Annotated in this window: 14 protein-coding genes and 4 tRNA genes; 8 read left to right on the top strand and 10 right to left on the bottom strand. The window is 70.4% G+C overall.

Annotation, left to right across the window (positions count from 1 at the left end):
• The first annotated feature begins 214 nt into the window (after nt 1–214).
• The 3 genes from ACH4UM_RS14220 (at nt 215) to purM (ending at nt 3,918) form a co-directional block, all read left to right on the top strand.
• Nucleotides 215–1,012 (top strand): sterol carrier family protein, encoded by a 798-nt coding sequence (locus ACH4UM_RS14220; RefSeq protein ID WP_398177760.1) that lies wholly within the window; start codon nt 215–217, stop codon nt 1,010–1,012.
• Between the two features lie 263 nt (nt 1,013–1,275).
• Complete coding sequence (gene purF, locus ACH4UM_RS14215; protein WP_398177757.1) at nt 1,276–2,805, top strand: amidophosphoribosyltransferase; 1,530 nt, start codon at nt 1,276–1,278, stop codon at nt 2,803–2,805.
• A 42-nt stretch (nt 2,806–2,847) separates the two neighbouring features.
• Nucleotides 2,848–3,918 carry a phosphoribosylformylglycinamidine cyclo-ligase gene (purM, locus tag ACH4UM_RS14210; protein ID WP_398177754.1) on the top strand — a complete coding sequence of 357 codons (1,071 nt, stop codon included), beginning with the start codon at nt 2,848–2,850 and terminating at the stop codon, nt 3,916–3,918.
• Nucleotides 3,919–4,023: 105 nt separating this feature from the next.
• Here the strand turns inward: purM and ACH4UM_RS14205 are convergent, their stop codons facing one another.
• Together ACH4UM_RS14205 and ACH4UM_RS14200 are read right to left on the bottom strand one after the other, a co-directional pair.
• Nucleotides 4,024–4,275 (bottom strand): DUF3073 domain-containing protein, encoded by a 252-nt coding sequence (locus ACH4UM_RS14205; protein WP_398177751.1) that lies wholly within the window; start codon nt 4,273–4,275, stop codon nt 4,024–4,026.
• A gap of 319 nt (nt 4,276–4,594) precedes the next feature.
• Nucleotides 4,595–5,704: a Leu/Phe/Val dehydrogenase gene (locus ACH4UM_RS14200; protein ID WP_398177749.1), complete on the bottom strand. Its 1,110-nt coding sequence runs from the start codon at nt 5,702–5,704 to the stop codon at nt 4,595–4,597.
• 231 nt (nt 5,705–5,935) lie between these two features.
• Here ACH4UM_RS14200 and ACH4UM_RS14195 point away from each other — a divergent pair, with 231 nt between their 5' ends.
• The gene (locus ACH4UM_RS14195; RefSeq protein ID WP_398177746.1) at nt 5,936–6,805 is read left to right on the top strand and encodes a hypothetical protein; all 870 of its coding nucleotides are present in this window, start codon (nt 5,936–5,938) and stop codon (nt 6,803–6,805) included.
• Nucleotides 6,806–7,338: 533 nt separating this feature from the next.
• Nucleotides 7,339–7,545: a developmental transcriptional regulator BldC gene (gene bldC, locus ACH4UM_RS14190; protein ID WP_003949541.1), complete on the top strand. Its 207-nt coding sequence runs from the start codon at nt 7,339–7,341 to the stop codon at nt 7,543–7,545.
• A 542-nt stretch (nt 7,546–8,087) separates the two neighbouring features.
• Here bldC and ACH4UM_RS14185 read toward each other — a convergent pair.
• The 3 genes from ACH4UM_RS14185 to hrpA all read right to left on the bottom strand — a co-directional run bounded on the left by ACH4UM_RS14185 (nt 8,088) and on the right by hrpA (nt 12,787).
• Nucleotides 8,088–8,408, bottom strand: a complete 321-nt coding sequence (locus tag ACH4UM_RS14185; RefSeq protein ID WP_398177743.1) for a DUF6274 family protein — start codon at nt 8,406–8,408, stop codon at nt 8,088–8,090.
• A gap of 143 nt (nt 8,409–8,551) precedes the next feature.
• Nucleotides 8,552–8,626, bottom strand: a tRNA-Asp gene (locus tag ACH4UM_RS14180).
• A 147-nt stretch (nt 8,627–8,773) separates the two neighbouring features.
• Nucleotides 8,774–12,787 carry an ATP-dependent RNA helicase HrpA gene (gene hrpA / locus ACH4UM_RS14175; protein ID WP_398177741.1) on the bottom strand — a complete coding sequence of 1,338 codons (4,014 nt, stop codon included), beginning with the start codon at nt 12,785–12,787 and terminating at the stop codon, nt 8,774–8,776.
• A 360-nt stretch (nt 12,788–13,147) separates the two neighbouring features.
• Between hrpA and ACH4UM_RS14170 the strand changes: the two genes are divergently transcribed.
• On the top strand, nt 13,148–13,747 hold the full coding sequence (locus ACH4UM_RS14170; RefSeq protein ID WP_398177739.1) for a hypothetical protein: 600 nt from the start codon (nt 13,148–13,150) through the stop codon (nt 13,745–13,747).
• Between the two features lie 260 nt (nt 13,748–14,007).
• Here ACH4UM_RS14170 and ACH4UM_RS14165 read toward each other — a convergent pair.
• The 4 genes from ACH4UM_RS14165 to ACH4UM_RS14150 all read right to left on the bottom strand — a co-directional run bounded on the left by ACH4UM_RS14165 (nt 14,008) and on the right by ACH4UM_RS14150 (nt 16,016).
• Nucleotides 14,008–14,081: transfer RNA gene (locus tag ACH4UM_RS14165), tRNA-Phe, on the bottom strand.
• 24 nt (nt 14,082–14,105) lie between these two features.
• A tRNA-Asp gene (locus ACH4UM_RS14160) sits at nt 14,106–14,180 on the bottom strand.
• Between the two features lie 50 nt (nt 14,181–14,230).
• Nucleotides 14,231–14,303, bottom strand: a tRNA-Glu gene (locus tag ACH4UM_RS14155).
• Between the two features lie 162 nt (nt 14,304–14,465).
• Complete coding sequence (locus ACH4UM_RS14150; RefSeq protein ID WP_398177737.1) at nt 14,466–16,016, bottom strand: metallophosphoesterase; 1,551 nt, start codon at nt 16,014–16,016, stop codon at nt 14,466–14,468.
• Nucleotides 16,017–16,144: 128 nt separating this feature from the next.
• On the opposite strand from ACH4UM_RS14150, the gene ACH4UM_RS14145 reads away from it, so the two are divergent.
• Complete coding sequence (locus ACH4UM_RS14145; RefSeq protein WP_398177734.1) at nt 16,145–16,495, top strand: metallopeptidase family protein; 351 nt, start codon at nt 16,145–16,147, stop codon at nt 16,493–16,495.
• 126 nt (nt 16,496–16,621) lie between these two features.
• Here ACH4UM_RS14145 and ACH4UM_RS14140 read toward each other — a convergent pair whose 3' ends face one another.
• Nucleotides 16,622–16,858: a hypothetical protein gene (locus ACH4UM_RS14140; protein ID WP_398177731.1), complete on the bottom strand. Its 237-nt coding sequence runs from the start codon at nt 16,856–16,858 to the stop codon at nt 16,622–16,624.
• Between the two features lie 585 nt (nt 16,859–17,443).
• Between ACH4UM_RS14140 and ACH4UM_RS14135 the strand changes: the two genes are divergently transcribed.
• The coding region (locus ACH4UM_RS14135) for a DEAD/DEAH box helicase (RefSeq protein ID WP_398177729.1) at nt 17,444–19,448 on the top strand (2,005 nt) is incomplete at its 3' end.

The raw sequence follows: 19,448 nt of genomic DNA, 5'->3' as shown, positions 1-19,448 counted from the left end.
ACGGGCCGCGGGCCGTGCCAACCGCCTGCGTGCGCCGACGCCCCGCAGGAGGCGAGGGCCGCCCCTGACCCGAGCTCTGACCCGGGCCCTGACCCGGCCCTCGCCCTCGCCTCTGCCTCCGCCCTCGCCTCTGCCTCTGCCTCCGCCCTCGCCTCTGCCTCCGCCTCTGCCTCCGCCGAGTTGTGCACCCTCCGCGGCCATTAGGCTCACCGCCATGCCACCGGCCAGGAAGCGCACTCGGACCTACGACCCGGCGAAGATCCGCGCGGCGGTCCTCGCCCAGCTCGGCAGCGTACGGGAGGCCGTGCGCACCCTGACGCCCGAGCAACTCGCCCTGCCCACAAGGCTGGGAGACTGGACGGTGCGGGAACTGGTCGCACACATCGGGATGGCGGTCACCGCCGTCGGCCGGTCCCTGGACCTGCCGGAGCCGGCGCGCCCGGACGCCGTGCTGCTCGACTGGCCGTTCGCGACCTCGGCCAGTTCTTCGGCCATCGACGACTTCACCCGGCGGCTCGCCGGGGAGCACCCCGACCTCGACGCCTATCTCGCCGACGTCGAGCAGAGCCTGACCCGGCAGCTCGACGCACACCCCGGGACCCGGACGCTCCAGACCAACGCGGGCGCGCTGCCGCTCGCCGACTACCTCGTCACCCGCACCGTCGAACTCGTCGTCCACACCGACGACCTGAACGCCGCCGTGCCGGGCCTCGGCGTCCCGTACGACCGCCAGGCGCTCGCCGCCTGCACCCGGCTCCTCGCGGACGCCCTCGCCGTGAAGGCGCCCGGTGGGTCCACCGAGGTGCGCATTCCGCCGTATGCCGTCGTGCAGTGTGTCGAGGGTCCCCGGCACACCCGCGGCACCCCGCCCAGCGTCGTCGAGACCGACCCGCTGACCTGGATCCGGCTGGCCACCGGGCGGCTGTCCTGGCAGAAGGCCGTGGCGGACGCCGAAGTCAGTGCGAGCGGGGAGCGGGCCGATCTCGGAGCGCTGCTGCCGCTGATGGCGTGAGCCGCCTGCGGGCACGTGTGTACGAGGTGTACGGCGTGTACGGCATTCGCCGCCCGATTGGTGTGCGACACCTCACTCATGTCCAGCACACAAAGGTCCCCGGCGCCCCGGCGATGACCCGGCCACGCACCGGACGCCACCCCATCCCACCGAGCTGACCTGCCAAAACGCCGAGGACGTGCCGGCACTCCCGGGCGAGTGATCCACTTCGGCCGCGCATCCCCAATTCGGACCAGTGGTCGACCTCGCCTACACTCGGAGCCGTGCCACGTGGTGACGGTCGACTCAATCACGATCTGCTCCCCGGTGAGAAAGGCCCCCAGGACGCATGCGGCGTCTTCGGTGTCTGGGCTCCGGGCGAAGAGGTCGCAAAGCTCACGTACTTCGGGCTCTACGCCCTCCAGCATCGGGGCCAGGAATCCGCGGGAATCGCGGTCAGCAACGGCTCCCAGATCCTCGTCTTCAAGGACATGGGCCTCGTCTCCCAGGTCTTCGACGAGACCTCGCTCGGTTCGCTCCAGGGTCACATCGCGGTCGGTCACGCCCGCTACTCGACCACCGGCGCCTCCGTGTGGGAGAACGCCCAGCCGACGTTCCGCGCCACCGCGCACGGCTCCATCGCGCTCGGCCACAACGGCAACCTGGTCAACACGGCGCAGCTCGCCGAGATGGTCGCCGAGCTGCCGAAGGACACGGGCGGCCGGTCCACCCGGGTCGCGGCCACCAACGACACCGACCTGCTCACGGCCCTGCTGGCCGCCCAGGTCGACGCCGACGGCAAGCCGCTGACCATCGAGGAGGCGGCCCACACCGTCCTCCCCCAGGTCAAGGGCGCATTCAGCCTGGTCTTCATGGACGAGCACACGCTCTACGCCGCCCGCGATCCGCAGGGCATCCGCCCGCTGGTCCTCGGCCGGCTGGAGCGCGGCTGGGTCGTCGCCTCCGAAACTGCGGCGCTCGACATCACCGGCGCCAGCTTCGTCCGCGAGATCGAGCCGGGCGAGTTCGTGGCCGTCGACGAGAACGGCCTGCGCACCTCCAGGTTCGCGGAAGCGAAGCCCAAGGGCTGTGTCTTCGAGTACGTGTACCTGGCCCGCCCCGACACCGACATCGCGGGCCGCAACGTCTACCTCTCCCGCGTCGAGATGGGCCGCCGGCTGGCGAAGGAGGCCCCTGCCGAGGCCGACCTCGTCATAGCGACTCCCGAGTCCGGTACCCCCGCCGCCATCGGTTACGCGGAGGCCTCCGGCATCCCCTTCGGCAGCGGCCTGGTGAAGAACGCCTACGTCGGCCGCACCTTCATCCAGCCCTCGCAGACCATCCGCCAGCTCGGTATCCGGCTGAAGCTGAACCCGCTGAAGGAAGTCATCAAGGGCAAGCGGCTGGTCGTCGTGGACGACTCGATCGTGCGCGGCAACACCCAGCGGGCCCTGGTCCGGATGCTGCGCGAGGCCGGCGCCGCCGAGGTCCACATCCGGATCTCGTCCCCGCCGGTGAAGTGGCCCTGCTTCTTCGGCATCGACTTCGCCACCCGCGCCGAGCTCATCGCCAACGGCATGAGCATCGAGGAGATCGGCACCTCGCTCGGCGCCGACTCGCTGGCGTACATCTCCATCGACGGCATGATCGAGGCGACCACCATCGCCAAGCCGGACCTGTGCCGCGCCTGCTTCGACGGCGAGTACCCGATGGAGCTCCCGGACCCCGAGCTGCTCGGCAAGCAGCTCCTGGAGACCGAGCTGGCCGCCGGCCCCGCCGCCACGGCCGCGGCCGACGCGATCCGCCGCCCGTAAGCCCCGCTGTTCGAGCAGTACGACACGAAAGTTCTCAAGGTCATGTCTTCTGAGACCACTGGTGCCAGCTATGCGAGCGCGGGCGTCGACATCGAGGCGGGCGACCGCGCCGTCGAGCTGATGAAGGAGTGGGTGAAGAAGACCCGCCGCCCCGAGGTCCTCGGCGGCCTCGGCGGCTTCGCCGGCCTCTTCGACGCCTCCGCCCTCAAGCGCTACGAGCGCCCCCTGCTCGCCTCCGCCACGGACGGCGTCGGCACGAAGGTCGACATCGCCCGGCAGCTGGGCGTCTACGACACCATCGGCCACGACCTGGTCGCCATGGTCATGGACGACATCGTGGTGTGCGGCGCCGAGCCGCTGTTCATGACCGACTACATCTGCGTCGGCAAGGTCCACCCCGAGCGGGTCGCCGCCATCGTCAAGGGCATCGCGGAGGGCTGTGTGCTGGCCGGCTGCGCCCTGGTGGGCGGTGAGACGGCCGAACACCCGGGCCTGCTCGGCGAGGACGACTTCGACGTCGCCGGCGCCGGTACGGGCGTCGTGGAGGCCGACCGGCTGCTCGGCGCCGATCGCATCCGTACGGGTGACGCGGTGATCGCCATGGCGGCCTCCGGTCTTCACTCCAACGGGTACTCACTGGTCCGGCACGTCCTGCTGAACCGGGCCGGACTGTCGCTGGACGCGCACATCGAGGAGTTCGGCCGCACGCTCGGCGAGGAGCTGCTGGAGCCGACCAAGATCTACTCGCTGGACTGCCTGGCGCTGACCCGCACCACCGATGTGCACGCCTTCAGCCACGTCACCGGCGGCGGACTCGCCGCCAACCTGGCCCGGGTGATCCCGGACACACTGCACGCCGTGGTCGACCGGACCACCTGGACCCCGGCCCCGGTCTTCGACCTCGTCGGCAGGACCGGTGACGTCGAGCGGCTGGAGCTGGAGAAGACCCTCAACATGGGCGTGGGCATGATCGCGATCGTGCCCCAGGAGTCGGCCGACGTGGCCCTCGCCACCCTGGCCGACCGCGGGGTCGACGCATGGGTGGCCGGTGAGCTCACCGACCGCGGCGAGCACGCCACGGGCGCGGAACTGGTGGGCGACTACGCCGTCTGAGTCCCGGACGGCACGGCAGGTACCCCGACCAGCAGCGCGGACAGTGCTGACAGCACAGAACCCGGTCCGTGGAAATCCACGGACCGGGCAGTGGTCAGAGCAAGGTCAAGCGCCGCGGCGACGCTGGTGCGAGGAGTTGTCGTCCTCGTCCTCGCCGTCGTCCTCGTACAGGTCGGCGTACCGTGCGTACAGGTCGTCGTCGTGCTCATCGTCCTCGAAGCGGTCGCCGTTCGGCGACGGATTCGACGTCGATGCGCCCAGCTCCTCGGCCAGGCGTGAGAGATCCGTCCCACCGCTGTTGTACTTCAGCTGGCGGGCGACCTTCGTCTGCTTGGCCTTGGCCCGGCCGCGCCCCATGGCTCGACCCCCTCAACGACGGGGCTCAACGGCCCCAGAGTCTGACACGCGTTCATGATCCGGAACGGACTCTCCTCGGAGAGACCGGTCCGTAGGGCTTCCACGGTACCTGAGCCCGCGCCCATACGGTACGTCGCCCGCAGGAAGCGCGTGTGCGCAGGACCGTCGAGGCGCCCCGTCCTCGCTGGTCAATGGCGATTTTAACCACTTATTGGCGGACGACCCGCCGGTGGAAGTGAGAGTTCTCTCCAACTGCCCACCGGCAGGTACCGGTCAAACGTGTGATGGGCGCGGTGTCACCGGCCCGTCACGGCGTTCGTCACCGCGTGTGCGCCGCCGCCGTCCGCGCGTCCGCCATCCGCTGCTCGGCGATCCGGTCGGCCGCGGCGGCCGGCGGAATCCCGTCTTCCTTCGCACGTGCGAATATGGTCAGCGTGGTGTCGAAGATCTTCGCCGCCTTCGCCCGGCACCGGTCGAAGTCGAAGCCGTGCAGCTCGTCGGCGACCTGGATGACACCGCCTGCGTTCACCACGTAGTCGGGCGCGTAGAGGATCTGGCGGTCGGCGAGGTCCTTCTCGACACCCGGGTGGGCGAGCTGGTTGTTGGCCGCGCCGCACACCACCTTGGCGGTCAGCACCGGCACGGAGCCGTCGTTCAGGGCCCCGCCCAGCGCGCAGGGGGCGTAGATGTCGAGGCCCTCGACGCGGATCAGCGCGTCGGTGTCGGCGACCGCGGTCACGCCCTCGGCGTGCTGGTCGAGGATCCGCCGTACGGCGCTCTCGCGCACGTCCGTGATGACGACCTCGGCGCCCTCGTCCCGCAGGTGCCGGACCAGGTGGTGCCCGACCTTGCCGACGCCGGCGATGCCGACCCGGCGGCCGCGCAGCGAGGGGTCGCCCCACAGGTGCTGGGCGGAGGCGCGCATGCCCTGGTAGACGCCGAAGGCGGTGAGGACGGAGGAGTCGCCCGCGCCGCCGTTCTCCGGCGAGCGTCCGGTGGTCCAGCGGCACTCGCGCGCCACGACGTCCATGTCGGCCACGTAGGTGCCGACGTCGCACGCGGTGACGTACCGGCCGCCGAGCGAGGCCACCATCCGCCCGTAGGCGAGCAGCAGCTCCTCGGTCTTGTCCCGCTCCGGGTCACCGATGATCACGGCCTTGCCGCCGCCGTGGCCGAGACCGGCCATGGCGTTCTTGTACGACATGCCACGCGCGAGGTTCAGCGCGTCGGCGACGGCCTCCGCCTCGTTCGCGTACGGGTAGAAGCGCGTACCGCCGAGCGCGGGGCCCAGGGCGGTGGAGTGGATCGCGATGACGGCCTTGAGGCCGCTGGCGCGGTCCTGACAGAGCACGACTTGCTCATGGCCCCCCTGCTCCGAGTGGAACAGGGTGTGCAGTACATCAGCAGGCGCGCCGGTTACGTCGGTCACGGTGGTGACTCCCAGGTAAGTAGCGGCGAGTGGGGATGGGCCTCCGTAGGGGTGGCGGGGGCCGTGCCAGGAGATTAGACCCTGACCCCGCCCACCATGGTCACAGTGGTCGGGATCACCTCCCCAGAGGTACGTTCCCACTCGGGCGTGGGACGATTTGCAGTGGTTTTTCGTCCGTCCGGGCGCGGGCCGGCCGTGTTTCGGGTCCGGTCCGGTGGGGAGGGAGCAGGCGTGCCCAAGGTGTCCTCCGTGGTCGTCCCGTACGCGACCTATCTGCGCGTCTACGAGCCGCTGGCCGCCTTCCCGGAGCCGGAGCGCAGCCACTGGGCGCGCTATGCCCGCCGCCCCGACCTCCCCTCCTACCAGGACGAACTGCACCGCTCGCTGGCCGACCTGCTGCCCACCCCGCCCGTGCCCGTGCCGGTGCACGAGAGCCGGGACGCGTTCGTCCTCGAGGTGGAGGGAGTGGTCTGCGTCTGCCCCTGGCGCACCCGGCTGCGCGGCTGGCAGGCCCTGGGCGACCTGGCCGAGGAGCTTCCGGCGGTGGTCCTGGACGCGGTGCTGCCCCCGGTCGTACGGCGCCAGGCTGCCCAGGACTACGAGCGCTGGCTGGCGGACAACCCGGACGCCCGGCCCTGGATCCGCACGGCGACCTGGCAGGTTCCGCTGAACTGGTTCGTGCTGGTCTCCGACGAGGAGCGGGAGTACGTCAAGGGCGCCGGGCGCGCCACGGACTCCGGCGGCTTCGGGGACGACGTGCCGGTGCTGCGCTACCGCACGCCGATGGTGCAGGCCCGGCGGCGAGTGGCGCGGGCGCTGCGGGCCCTGCGGGACGCCATCGACGAGGGGGCGCTGATCGACGGCCTGGTGGACGTCGGGCGCTGGCTGGAGGAGTTCCATCCGCGCTCACTGGTGGAGCTGGACTACGGCGGGCTGGTGCATGTGCTTCCGGCCGGCGAACTCGAGGGGGACCACTCGGCGGCGGACGTGGCCGAGGGGATCGAGGCGCTGCGCCACGGCGACGGGGCGGCCGCGGCCGAGGCCTACGGGCGGCTGGTCGACCGGTGGCGGACGGTGCGCGACCGAAGGTCCGCCAACTGACGAGTCAACAGTTGTGACCTGGATCACGGACTGAACGGCCTCGAACGGCGTACGGTCAGGGGCATTTCGCTGAGCTGACGGGACGTAGATCCCCATCCGGGCTTATGTGTCAAGGGTGACGGACGGCACTTACCCGACCCTTGCGCCCCTTGCCCCTCCTCATGCCAAAATAGGACAAGGAGTCCGGGGAGGACTCCTTCCGCCCAACTATGCTCCGCTCTGGGCGGATTCTCAGCATTGCACGCTTTGGGGGGCCTTGTGACTCCCGATCGCCACTGTGACTGATCGTCACAGTGGCGTGACTGTCCGCTATGGCATGGTCCATCGGCTTCCGTCGCTGATGAACACCTGGGAGGGCAATTCCATCGGTTTGGCCGACGCGGCTGGACAGATGGTGTAGTTGTAGTGCCGAGGACAAGCCGTTCGTCCTATAACCGACTCGACTCGCGTCCGCCATTTCGGGCAACGCGGGTCAAGGTGCAGAATTTAGAGGAAAGAACCGAGAAGGTTCGGTTCTCCCGAGGAGGCCGCTCATGACCGCTCGCACCCCTGATGCCGAGCCGCTGCTGACCCCGGCTGAGGTCGCCACCATGTTCCGCGTCGACCCCAAGACGGTCACGCGCTGGGCGAAGGCCGGCAAGCTCACGTCGATCCGCACGCTCGGCGGGCATCGCCGCTACCGCGAGGCCGAGGTCCGCGCTCTGCTCGCGGGCATCCCGCAGCAGCGCAGCGAGGCCTGAACAACTTCATAACCGGGCAAAACGGCTGGTCCCCCAATCGGCCGAGGCGTCCGGAACCACAGCTCCAAGCGACGCGGGTCCTGCCCCAACAGGCCCCACGCCCAAGCCGTCAGAGCTCTTCAGGCATGTGAATAGGGTGCGTCGTCGATCGCGCTGGACTCCGCCGGGTCCAGCGCGATCTTTTTTGTGCGCGGATGGGGGCCGGTCGGGGGCCGGCCGGGGGCGGGTCGGGGGCGGGGTGCGGTCGGTCCAGGGCCGTGCCGGGCCGGCGGGCGTCGGCCGGGGTCCGCGGGTCCGTGGGGGCAGGCCGCTGTGAGCGGCCTTGTCGGAGTCTGGGGGAGGCTGTCGGATCACCCGTGGGGCACCCCGGGGTGAGCGGTGCAATTGCACATATTAAATTGACCCCTTGTAGGAGGGGTGTAAGTACCGAGCTTTCAAAAACTCATGCGGTGACACCCGTCACATGCCGGGACGCTTGTTGCGTGCGACGCCTGTGCGCTAGAGGAGGTTCCGGTCCCATCGCCCCACCAGAGGGCGGAAGTTCACGCGGTCGACGGGCTCTCGTCCTCCAGCGCCTCGAGTCCCTCCAGTGCGTCCGGCGCCTCCAGTACCTTCGCCGGCGCCTCCGGGGCGTCCGGGACGTTCGGGCGGCACGAGAGGTTCGGGCTGCCCGGGACGTTCGGGCGGCCCGGGAGGTTCAGGGTGCCCGGGGCCGTCGTCGGTGGGGCGCCGTCCATCACCAGCCGCAGGAGGTGGTGGCAGACGGGGCAGTGACGGGTGAGATGGCGGTACGACGAGGCGGCCGCGAGGTGGGCACGGAGCAACGCCCGTGTCTCGTGCCTGGCCGATGCCGATGCCGCCATACGCCACCTCCAGTGGGCCGTACGGGAACGGGCCCTGTTCCCTGGGTACCGAGGGAATGTGACGCCGTCAAGGCGCGGCGGGCTGCGTCGGACACGAAGAAGGCCCCCATCCGTCGCCGGATGCGGGCCCTCTTTTCTCTATGCGGTCCTGACGGGATTTGAACCCGCGGCCTCCACCTTGACAGGGTGGCGAGCACTCCAAACTGCTCCACAGGACCAGGTTTCACAGTGCCATTCGTGCGTTGCGCTGCGAGAAGAGACTGTACAGGAGCCGGGCCGCCCGGTCGAACTCACCTGGTGTGCACGAGTCGTCACGGCTTTCACGGGCGTCACCGGCGACACCGGTGTCACGGCGGGCACGACCGTCATGGGGCAACCGCGTCGATCGCCTTCACGATGCGTTTGTCCGACACCGGGTACGCCGTGCCCAGCGCGTGGGCGAAGTAGCTGACCCGCAGTTCCTCGATCATCCAGCGGATGTCCAGGACCGGCGACGGCACCGGACGCCCCGGTGGCATCTGCTCGAGCAGCCACGCGTACTCGTCCTGCATCTCATGGACCTTCTCCATGCGCGTGGTGTCCCGCTGCACGTTCGTCGGCATCTGCTGCAGCCTGCGGTCCGCGGCCACCAGGTAGCGCATCAGGTCGGGCAGCCGCCGTATCCCGGCCGCCGTGACGAACCCGGGCTTCACCAGGCCGTCCAGCTGCGCCCGTACGTCCGCCAGGTTCGGCAGCAGCGCGGGGCTCCGCACGCCCTTCAGACGCCGCTCACAGGCCTGCCAGGCCGCCAGCACCTGCTGCACCTGGCCCACGGTCCGCACGGTCACGTCCACGATCTCGGCACGCACCTTGTCGTACAGCTTCCGGTAGGACTCCTCGTCCCACACCGGCCCCCCGAAGTCCGCGATCAGCTTGTCCGCCGCCGCCATGGCGCAGTCGTCGAACAGGCCCTGGATGGAACCGTGCGGGTTCGCGGAGAGGGCGAGCTTCTGCTGGTTGGTCAGGCGGTCGCTCGCGAACTTGGCCGGATTGACCGGGATGTTGCGCAGGATCAGCCGGCGCGTGCCCTTCCACATGGCCTCGGTCTGCTCCGCCTCGGTGTCGAAGAGCCGTACCGAGACCGTGTTCGCCGTCGGTCCGTCGTCCACGAGCGCCGGAAACGCCCGCACCGGCTGGCCGGCCCGACGGGTCTCGAAGACCCGGGTGAGCGTGCCGATCGTCCAGTCGGTCAGGCCGCCGCGCTCCAGGGACTCGCCGCCGCTGCGCTCGGCCGTGGCCGCGGCGGCCTGGGAGAGGGCCTTGCGCGCCTTCGGCTTCAGCCGGAGCTTCAAGGCCTCCAGGTCCTTGTCCTCGTCCAGCTTGCGGCGCCGCTCGTCGACGATCCGGAAGGTGATCTTCAAATGGTCGGGGACCTTGGCCCAGTCGAAGTCGTCCGCCTCGAAGGGCACGCCGACCATGCGCTTCAGCTCGCGCGCCATGGCGGTGGTCAGCGGCTCCTGCGGCGACCGCGCTTGACTGTGCCCCTCCTGGGGGGACGACGCCCGCTCCAGGAACGCCTTGGCGTAGTTCGGCGCGGGTACGTAGTTGCGGCGGATGGGCTTGGGGAGGGACCGGATCAGCTCGGTGACGACCTCCTCGCGCAGGCCGGGGATCTGCCAGTCGAAGCCCTCGTCGGTGACCTGGTTCAGTACCTGCAGCGGGATGTGGACGGTCACGCCGTCCGCGTCCGCGCCCGGCTCGAACTGGTACGTCACCTTGAACTTCAGGTTGCCCTGCCGCCAGGAGTCCGGATAGTCGGCCTTGGTGACCGCCTCCGCCGACTCCCGGATGAGCATCTCCCGCTCGAAGTCCAGGAAGTCCGGCTGCTCGTGCCGCTTGCGTTTCCACCAGGAGTCGAAGTGGGCGCCGGAGACGACGTGTTCGGGCACCCGCTGCTCGTAGAAGTCGAACAGGGTCTCGTCGTCGACGACGATGTCCCGGCGCCGGGCGCGGTGCTCCAGCTCCTCGACCTCGCTGAGCAGCCTGCGGTTGTCGGCGAAGAACTTGTGGTGGGTGCGCCAGTCGCCGTCGACGAGCGCGTTGCGGATGAACAACTCGCGGCTGACCTCCGGGTCGATCCGCCCGTAGTTGACCTTCCGCTGGGCGACGATCGGCACGCCGTACAGCGTGACCTTCTCGTACGCCATCACCGCCGCCTGGTCCTTCTCCCAGTGCGGTTCGCTGTACGTCCGCTTCAGCAGATGGCCGGCGAGCGGCTCTACCCACTCCGGCTCGATCTTCGCGTTGACCCGGGCCCACAGCCGGGAGGTCTCGACGAGCTCGGCCGACATCACGAAGCGCGGAGGCTTCTTGAACAGGGCCGAACCGGGGAAGATCGCGAACTTGGCGTTGCGGGCACCCAGGTACTCGCCCCGCCCGCCGCCGTCCTTGCGGGCGCCCGGACCGGAGTCCTTGGACTCCTTCACGTCCTTCATGCCGATGTGCGACAGCAGGCCGGCGAGCAGGGAGACGTGGATGCGGTCGCCGGGGGCGTCCTCGTCGTTGAGGTGGATGCCCATCTGCCTGGCGACCGTGCGCAGCTGGGTGTAGATGTCCTGCCATTCGCGGATGCGCAAGAAGTTGAGGAACTCCTGCTTGCACATGCGCCGGAAGGACGAGGAGCCCCGCTCCTTCTGCTGCTCGCGGACGTAGTGCCAGAGGTTGAGATAGGCGAGGAAGTCGCTGGTCTCGTCCCGGAAGCGGGCGTGCTGCTGGTCGGCCTGGGCCTGCTTGTCGGCGGGGCGCTCGCGCGGGTCCTGGATGGACAGCGCGGCGGCGATCACCATGACCTCGCGCACACAGCCGTTCCTGTCGGCCTCCAGGACCATGCGGGCCAGGCGCGGGTCGACGGGCAGCTGGGCGAGCTTGCGGCCGGTCTGAGTGAGCCGTTTGCGGGGGTCCTTCTGGGCCGGGTCGAGCGCGCCCAGCTCCTGGAGCAGCTGCACGCCGTCGCGGATGTTGCGGTGGTCCGGCGGGTCGATGAACGGGAACTTCTCGATCTCGCCCAGGCCGGCCGCGGTCATCTGCAGGATCACGGAGGCGAGGTTGGTACGCAGGATCTCGGCGTCGGTGAACTCCGGGCGGGCGAGGAAGTCGTCCTCGGAGTAGAGCCGGACGCAGATGCCGTCGGACGTACGCCCGCAGCGGCCCTTGCGCTGGTTGGCGCTGGCCTGCGAGACCGGCTCGATGGGCAGTCGCTGGACCTTGGTGCGGTGGCTGTAGCGGGAGATCCGGGCGAAGCCGGGGTCGATGACGTACTTGATGCCGGGGACCGTGAGGGAGGTCTCGGCGACGTTGGTGGCGAGCACGATCCTGCGGCCGGTGTGCGGCTGGAAGACGCGGTGCTGCTCGGCGTGCGACAGCCGCGCGTACAGGGGCAGGACCTCGGTGAACGTGTACTTCTTCTTCAGCAGTGCGTCGGCGGTGTCGCGGATCTCCCGCTCACCGGAGAGGAAGACGAGGATGTCCCCGGGGCCCTCGGCCATCAGCTCCTCGACGGCATCGGTGATCGCGGTGATCTGGTCCCGGTCGGCGTCGTCGGAGTCCTCCTCGAGAAGCGGCCGGTAGCGCACCTGTACGGGATACGTCCGCCCGCTGACCTCGATGACCGGCGCATCGCCGAAGTGCCGGGAGAAGCGTTCGGGGTCGATGGTGGCCGAGGTGATGACGACCTTGAGATCCGGCCGCCTCGGCAGCAGCTGCGCCAGATAGCCGAGCAGGAAGTCGATGTTGAGCGACCGCTCGTGGGCCTCGTCGATGATGATCGTGTCGTAGGCGCGCAGCTCGCGGTCGGTCTGGATCTCGGCGAGCAGGATGCCGTCCGTCATGAGCTTGACGAAGGTGGCGTCCGGGTCCACCTGGTCGGTGAACCGCACCTTCCAGCCGACGGCCTCGCCGAGCGGCGTGTCCAGCTCCTCGGCCACCCGTTCGGCGACGGTGCGGGCCGCGATACGGCGCGGCTGGGTGTGCCCGATCATCCCGCGCACACCGCGCCCGAGCTCCATGCAGATCTTCGGGATCTGAGTGGTCTTCCCGGACCCGGTCTCACCGGCCACGATGACGACCTGGTGATCGCGGATGGCCTCCGCGATCACGGCCTTCCTCTGGCTGACCGGCAGCTGCTGGGGATAGCTGACCGCGGGAAGCCGCAGGCGCCGGGCGGCCATGCGTTCCTCGGCCGTCCCGACCTCGCCCTCTATCTCGGCGAGAACGGCGTCGCGCGCCTCCGGCTTACGGATCTTGCGCGCACCTTCGAGCCTGCGACCGAGCCGGTGCGCGTCGCGCAACGACAACTCGTCCAGACGGGAGGCAAGGGCGCCGAGGGCGGGATGCGTAGACATACGCGATCCAGGATCTCACCTCTGGGAAATTGCGCGCGAATGATTTGACGGTGCTGCCGGCGGGTCGCCGCTTTTGTGACCTCGCAAGGCGAAGGCCCGTCCCGCTGGACGGGCCTTCGGCGGGTGCCTAGCGGGCGGCGTAGGTGGGCGGCCCTGTTTCCGCTGGTCACCACTGGCAGAGGGTCACGGTCGCAGCCAGGCGGACGGGGTCGTCCACCGGCAGATCTCCGATCCGGATCACTAGCCCGATTTGTGGATATATAAGCGTGTTCAAGCCGAACATTCAGAATGCTACGGAACGTTCCGGTCAAGCTCGCACTCGGATGCAGGAGCCATCCGAAGGCTGAACAAGGAGCACACATGAGTCCTGAAGACAGGACACCTTCGCCCCTCGGGCTGCCGGCGCGAGGCGAGCACAAGAAGATCGGTCGGCTCGCATCGGTCGCGCTGGTGGTGGCGATCGGTCTGGTCACCCCTGCCGCGGCCCTCGCGCACGGCATGACCGGCCACAAGGGCGTCACCCACGCCGACGGCCCCAGGTGCGACAACGACCCGGGTCACCACCCGGGTGGCGGAGGGGGTGACCACGGCAAGGACGAGTGCAAGACGCCCACGCCCACGCCGACACCGACGCCGCCGCCACCCACGGGCTGTAACGACATCGACTCGGCAGTCCAGGGGATGACCAAGTACGTCTCGGTGATCTGTGACGGGCAGGTGCGCGTCCTGTCCGTCAATGAGGCGGGTCAGAACCCGCCCACCCCTGTCGGCGGCTGGCAGTTGGTGGGAGGCCCGACCAACGTATTCGACGCCACACTGGCGGTGTTCGACAACGAACTCCTGGTCACCGAACTCACTGACACAGGAGAGGTGTGGCAGGGCGTCTGCACGTCGACGCTGCCGCTCACGGTGCCCTGCACCTTCACGCAGATGCCCACGCCCCCGAATGGGTCCGCGTGACATAGCTGGTGAACCCTGCTCTCGACGGCCTCCCCGATCGCCGTGGCAGTCGGTGGGCAACGGGCACCGCGGAGCACCACGGCCCCTGATCGTTTCACCTGGTCAGGGGCCGTTCACTTGGTGCGGATCCCTGGGCCTCACGCCGACTGGGCCGACGCCTGCACACTAGGCAAGTCGGCGTTGCGGTGGGCGTGACGGGCACGAAAGCGGCCCCGCCGAACGATCTTCGGTGGGGCCGTGTGCCCTGGCGAGGGCGGTTGTGGCTGGGGCCGGGGTCGAACCGGCGACCTTCCGCTTTTCAGGCGGACGCTCGTACCAACTGAGCTACCCAGCCGCGAGGTTTCACGTGAAACCTCAGCGGTCCTGACGGGATTTGAACCCGCGGCCTCCACCTTGACAGGGTGGCGAGCACTCCAAACTGCTCCACAGGACCATGTGGTTGTGTGCGAACCTACGAAAGCAAGTGTCGCACACCGTACTGCGTGCCCCCAACGGGATTCGAACCCGTGCTACCGCCTTGAAAGGGCGGCGTCCTAGGCCGCTAGACGATGAGGGCTATCGGCCCGCCTGGGCGCTTCTCAGCGCGTCGGGGACGTGAGAAGCATATGGGATGGCGGGGGGTATCGCCAAAACCGTTTACGGTCCGGAGTCGGCGCGGCGGAGGGGATGCGGGGGGCCGGGTGCCGCCGGGCCGCACGCGGCGCGGCCGCCGACGGATTCATCCTTTCGGGAGGTGGCGGCTGACCTCGGCCGTCGTCTGGCCCAGGCCCCCCAGCCTGATCTCGTCCCAGGCCTGGAGGCGGCGGCTGTCCCGGTCGAAGTAGAGGATCGACGCCTCGATCGGGGCGGGGGACTGGTGCTCGACCGCCCGCAGGCCGCTGCCGCCCGTGGAGCCCTCCATCCGCAGGCGGGTGCCGTACTTCAGGATCTCCGTGCCCTCGTGGTGCAGGTGTCCGCACAGGACCATGGGCACCGTGCCGTCCGTCTCGCGGGCCGCCGAGGGCTCATGGGCGATGGCGACGTCCACCGGGGAGCCCTTGGCCCGCTGGTCGCGCAGGGCCGAGGCCAGCCGGGTGCCGGCCAGCTGTTCCGCCGCGTCGCCGCCGGCCGCGACCGAGCGGTCGGGGGTGAACTGGGGGTCGCCGGTGCCGGCGAAGCGCAGGCCGGCGATCGTCTCGGCCCGGCCGTCGTCCAGGACGTGCACGTTCTTCATGCGTTCCAGGTAGTGCTGGGTGGTCATGGAGTCGTGGTTGCCACGCACCCAGACATACGCGACGCCGAGGTCCCCGACCGGGTCCAGGAAGCCGTTCTCCGCCGCCGTGCCGTGGTCCATCGTGTCGCCGGAGTCGACGATCACGTCCACCTTGTACTGCTCCACCAGCGTGGCGATGATCTTCCAGCTTGCCGGGTTGAGATGGATGTCGGAGACGTGCAGGACCCGGATGGTCGTGGGGTCCGGCTGGTAGGCGGGGAGCGTGGAGGTGACGTCGTAGAGCTTCGTCACGTTGGCGACCAGGCGCGCCAGCTCCTTCTGGTAGACGTCGAACTCGGTGACGATGTTGCGCGCGTTGCCGACGAGCGAGGGGGCCGAGGACAGCAGGCCCGAGAACTTCGGCTCCAGGACGGATTTCGGGTTCCAGGTGGCGTACGCCGTCGCCCCGCACGCGGCGAGCAGGGCCAGGCCCAGGCCGCCGGCGGCCAGGGCGCGGCGCGGGCGGCGGTAGACGGCCAGGCCGAGGGCGGTGGCCCCGGAGACGACGGCGACGCAGGACCGTACGGCCAGGTCGAGGGTGCCGTGCTCGACGTCCCGTACCACCTCGTCCTGGAGACCGGAGAGGCGTTCGGGGTGGTCGACCAGTGCCTGGGAGCGCTCCGGGTCGAGCTGGTCGACGTTCACATCCAGGCGGACCGGCGCGACATGGCTGTTCAGTTCCAGGGCGCCCAGCGGGGACACGTTGATCTTCGTGCCGCCGGTGAGGGACGGGCGCAGGGTCATCGTCGTGTTCATGGGGCCGACCGGGACCCGCACGTCGCCGACGATCAGCAGGCCCAGCCAGGCGCCGACGATCACCACGGTCACCAGGCCCAGGGCGCGGACCCAGGGGTGCGGCTCGGGGACCGGTGACAGGGCGGCGGGGTCCGGGCGGAGTGGGCGCCGGCCGTCGGCGTGGCGGTGGACGCGGTGGCGGCGGGCGAGGGTGCGTACGGCCCTTCGTATGCCGGGCATGCGGTGCGGGCGGTTCAGGTCTGCGACGGGGACGCGGGCCATTGGTCGCGTATGCCCATGCGCGGCGCGCTGTATGCCCGCAGCCGGAAATGCGCGGCGCGAAAGAGGCACCGATACGGGGTGGGCATCGGTACGGGGTGGGGGCGGGGATCGTGCCGGACAATGGCCGTGTGCTGGAGATGACGCGCGAGGAGTTCGAGGAACTGGTCGCCGAGGCGCTCGACCGGATCCCGCCGGAACTGACGCGGCTGATGGACAACGTCGCGGTGTTCGTCGAGGACGAACCGCCCGCCGACGACCCCGAGCTGCTCGGGCTGTACGAGGGGACCCCGCTGACGGAGCGCGGCGAGTGGTACGCGGGTGTGCTGCCGGACCGGATCACGATCTACCGCGGGCCGACGCTGCGGATGTGCGGGACGCGGGAGGACGTGGTCGCGGAGGCCGAGGTGACCGTGGTGCACGAGATCGCCCACCACTTCGGGATCGACGACGCCCGTCTGCACGCCCTGGGCTACGGCTGAGGCCCGGGCCCGCCGGGACCGTGTCTTGGGCGGGTCCGGGGGCGGCGGGCGTTTGTCTTCGGCGGGTCCGGGGACGGCGGGCGCGTGTCTTCTTGCGTGCGCGGGGAGTTGGGCACGGAGACTTCTTCATCCCGGAGGTGGCTGCCCGTGCGCCCCTTGTACGTATCCGTCCGTCTCGCTGCCGCGGTCGCCGCTGTGACCGTCGCCGCCGGCTGCGTGAGCGTGGGGGAGGCCTCCGACGGCGGGGCCCGGCCGTCGCACTCCGCGGGACAGCGGGTCGGTGACGCCCCGCAGGGAGGAACGGCGGTGTCCGGCGGCGTCGTCGGGCACGCCGGTGGTGCCGGCGACGGCAGACACGGTCACCGAGGCAAGGGCAGGCACGGCGAGTCGCCGTCCGCCTCGGCCTCGCCGTCGGCCGCGGGCAGTGCCTCCGCGGCGCCGCCGGGGCAGCGCGGGGTGCCGCCGAAGCCGGGCGATCCGACGCCGACGCAGGCGGTGCCGGTGCCGCCGCAGACGAGTGCCGCACCGGAGCCGCCGCCTGCGTCGTCGCCCGCTCCGCCGGCCTCGCCGGATCCGACGGTGGCGGAGCCGTCGTCCTCGGCGCACGCGGGCCCGGGGCCCCAGCTGGAGCGGCGGCGGCCGGCGCCGTAGCCGGGCCGGCTGCGCGGGACGCGGGTCTGACCAGGACGGCACCCAGGACGGCACCGAGGACGTGACCGAGGACGTGACCGAGGTCATGACCTGCGGGTATGGTCTCGGTTTGCCTTCGGGGGCGGAGGGTGCGTATGGTGGCAGATCGTTTGATCCCATTTGCCCGGCGCCCACGCAGAGCGCGCCGTGTGGCGCGTACTCTCCCTTGCCGTGGCGGACCGCATCGAGGCGGTCGTAGTGCGAAACACGGAGTTGACGGGCGCGTGCCGACGAGACTCCGGAAGGTTTCGCATTCGCATGTCCATTGTCAGTACTGATCACGTCGTCCTGCCCGAGAACGGCGGGACGGAGGAGGCCCCCGAGGCTCCTCAGCCCGGCTTCGCCGACCTCGGCCTGCCCGAGGGCGTCGTCCGCAAGCTCGCGCAGAACGGCGTGACCACCCCCTTCCCGATCCAGGCCGCGACCATTCCGGACGCCCTGGCCGGCAAGGACATCCTGGGCCGTGGCCGCACCGGCTCCGGCAAGACCCTCTCCTTCGGCCTGCCGGCCCTGGCCACGCTGGCCGGCGGTCACACCGAGAAGAGGCGCCCGCGGGCCGTCATCCTCACCCCGACCCGCGAGCTCGCCATGCAGGTCGCGGACGCCCTCCAGCCCTACGGCGACGTCCTCGGCCTGAAGATGAAGGTCGTCTGCGGCGGCACCTCGATGGGCAACCAGATCTACGCCCTGGAGAAGGGCGTCGACGTCCTTGTCGCCACCCCGGGCCGGCTGCGCGACATCATCAACCGCGGCGCCTGCTCGCTCGAGGACGTGCGGATCGCGGTCCTCGACGAGGCCGACCAGATGTCCGACCTTGGCTTCCTGCCCGAGGTCACCGAGCTGCTCGACCAGGTTCCGGCCGGCGGTCAGCGGATGCTGTTCTCCGCGACCATGGAGAACGAGATCAAGACCCTCGTCGACCGTTACCTGACCGACCCGGTCAGCCACGAGGTCGACGCGGCGCAGGGCGCGGTGACGACCATGTCGCACCACATCCTGATCGTGAAGCCCAAGGACAAGGCGCCGGTCACCGCGGCCATCGCCTCCCGCAAGGGCCGCACCATCATCTTCGTGCGCACCCAGCTCGGCGCCGACCGCGTGGCCGAACAGCTGCGCGACGCCGGCGCCAAGGCCGACGCACTGCACGGCGGGATGACCCAGGGCGCCCGCACCCGGACCCTGGCCGACTTCAAGGACGGGTACGTCAACGTCCTGGTCGCCACGGACGTCGCCGCGCGCGGCATCCACGTCGACGGCATCGACCTCGTTCTGAACGTCGACCCGGCCGGCGACCACAAGGACTACCTGCACCGCGCCGGCCGCACGGCCCGCGCGGGCCGGACCGGCACGGTCGTGTCCCTGTCGCTGCCGCACCAGCGGCGCCAGATCTTCCGTCTGATGGAGGACGCGGGCGTGGACGCCTCGCGCCACATCATCCAGGGCGGCGCGGCCTTCGACCCGGAGGTCGCCGAGATCACCGGTGCCCGGTCCATGACCGAGGTGCAGGCGGAGTCCGCGGGCAACGCCGCGCAGCAGGCCGAGCGTGAGGTCGCCCACCTCACCAAGCAGCTGGAGCGGGCCCAGCGGCGCGCGTCCGAGCTGCGTGAGGAGGCCGACCGGCTGATCGCCCGGGTCGCCCGTGAGCGGGGCGAGGACCCCGAGACGGCGGTGGCCGAGGCGCAGGCGGCGGCCGAGCGGACGGCCGAGGTGTCGGTGCCGGAGCAGCCGGCGGCCGAGGACGTCGACCACGTGGAGCGTGCCGAGCGCGGCGAGCGTGAGGAGCGTACGGCGCCCGCGTCGTCGTACGACCGCCGCGACCGCCGGGACGAGCGGGGCGGGCGTACGTTCGACCGCGAGCGTTCCTTCGACCGCGACCGTGAGCGTGGTGGCCGTTCCTTCGAGCGGCGCGACGACCGGGGCGGCTTCAACCGCGACCGGGACCGCGACCGCGAGCGTGGCTTCGACCGGAGTGACCGTGGCGACCGGGGCGGCTTCCGCCGCGACGACCGGGGCGACCGTGGCGACCGCGGTGGCCGTGGCTTCGACCGTGACCGCGGCTTCGACCGTGACCGCGACCGCGAGCGTGGCTTCGACCGGAGTGACCGGAGTGACCGGAGTGACCGGAGTGACCGTGGCGACCGGGGCGGCTTCCGCCGCGACGACCGTGGCGACCGTGGCGACCGCGGTGGCCGTGGCTTCGACCGTGACCGCGGCTTCGACCGTGACCGCGACCGCGAGCGTGGCTTCGACCGGAGTGACCGGA

The sequence above is a fragment of the Streptomyces sp. NPDC020801 genome (genome assembly GCF_044334385.1).
Taxonomy (GTDB): domain Bacteria; phylum Actinomycetota; class Actinomycetes; order Streptomycetales; family Streptomycetaceae; genus Streptomyces.
This window is presented reverse-complemented; position numbering and strand designations above follow the sequence as displayed.

What these genes read in the sequence shown, in the direction of transcription:
- ACH4UM_RS14220 (WP_398177760.1), top strand. Translation starts at nt 215, where the DNA reads ATGCCACCGGCCAGGAAGCGCACTCGGACCTACGACCCGGCGAAGATC.
- bldC (WP_003949541.1), top strand. Translation starts at nt 7,339, where the DNA reads ATGACCGCTCGCACCCCTGATGCCGAGCCGCTGCTGACCCCGGCTGAG.
- ACH4UM_RS14170 (WP_398177739.1), top strand. Translation starts at nt 13,148, where the DNA reads ATGAGTCCTGAAGACAGGACACCTTCGCCCCTCGGGCTGCCGGCGCGA.
- ACH4UM_RS14205 (WP_398177751.1), bottom strand. Translation starts at nt 4,275, where the DNA reads ATGGGGCGCGGCCGGGCCAAGGCCAAGCAGACGAAGGTCGCCCGCCAG.
- hrpA (WP_398177741.1), bottom strand. Translation starts at nt 12,787, where the DNA reads ATGTCTACGCATCCCGCCCTCGGCGCCCTTGCCTCCCGTCTGGACGAG.
- ACH4UM_RS14185 (WP_398177743.1), bottom strand. Translation starts at nt 8,408, where the DNA reads ATGGCGGCATCGGCATCGGCCAGGCACGAGACACGGGCGTTGCTCCGT.
- ACH4UM_RS14150 (WP_398177737.1), bottom strand. Translation starts at nt 16,016, where the DNA reads ATGGCCCGCGTCCCCGTCGCAGACCTGAACCGCCCGCACCGCATGCCC.
- purM (WP_398177754.1), top strand. Translation starts at nt 2,848, where the DNA reads ATGTCTTCTGAGACCACTGGTGCCAGCTATGCGAGCGCGGGCGTCGAC.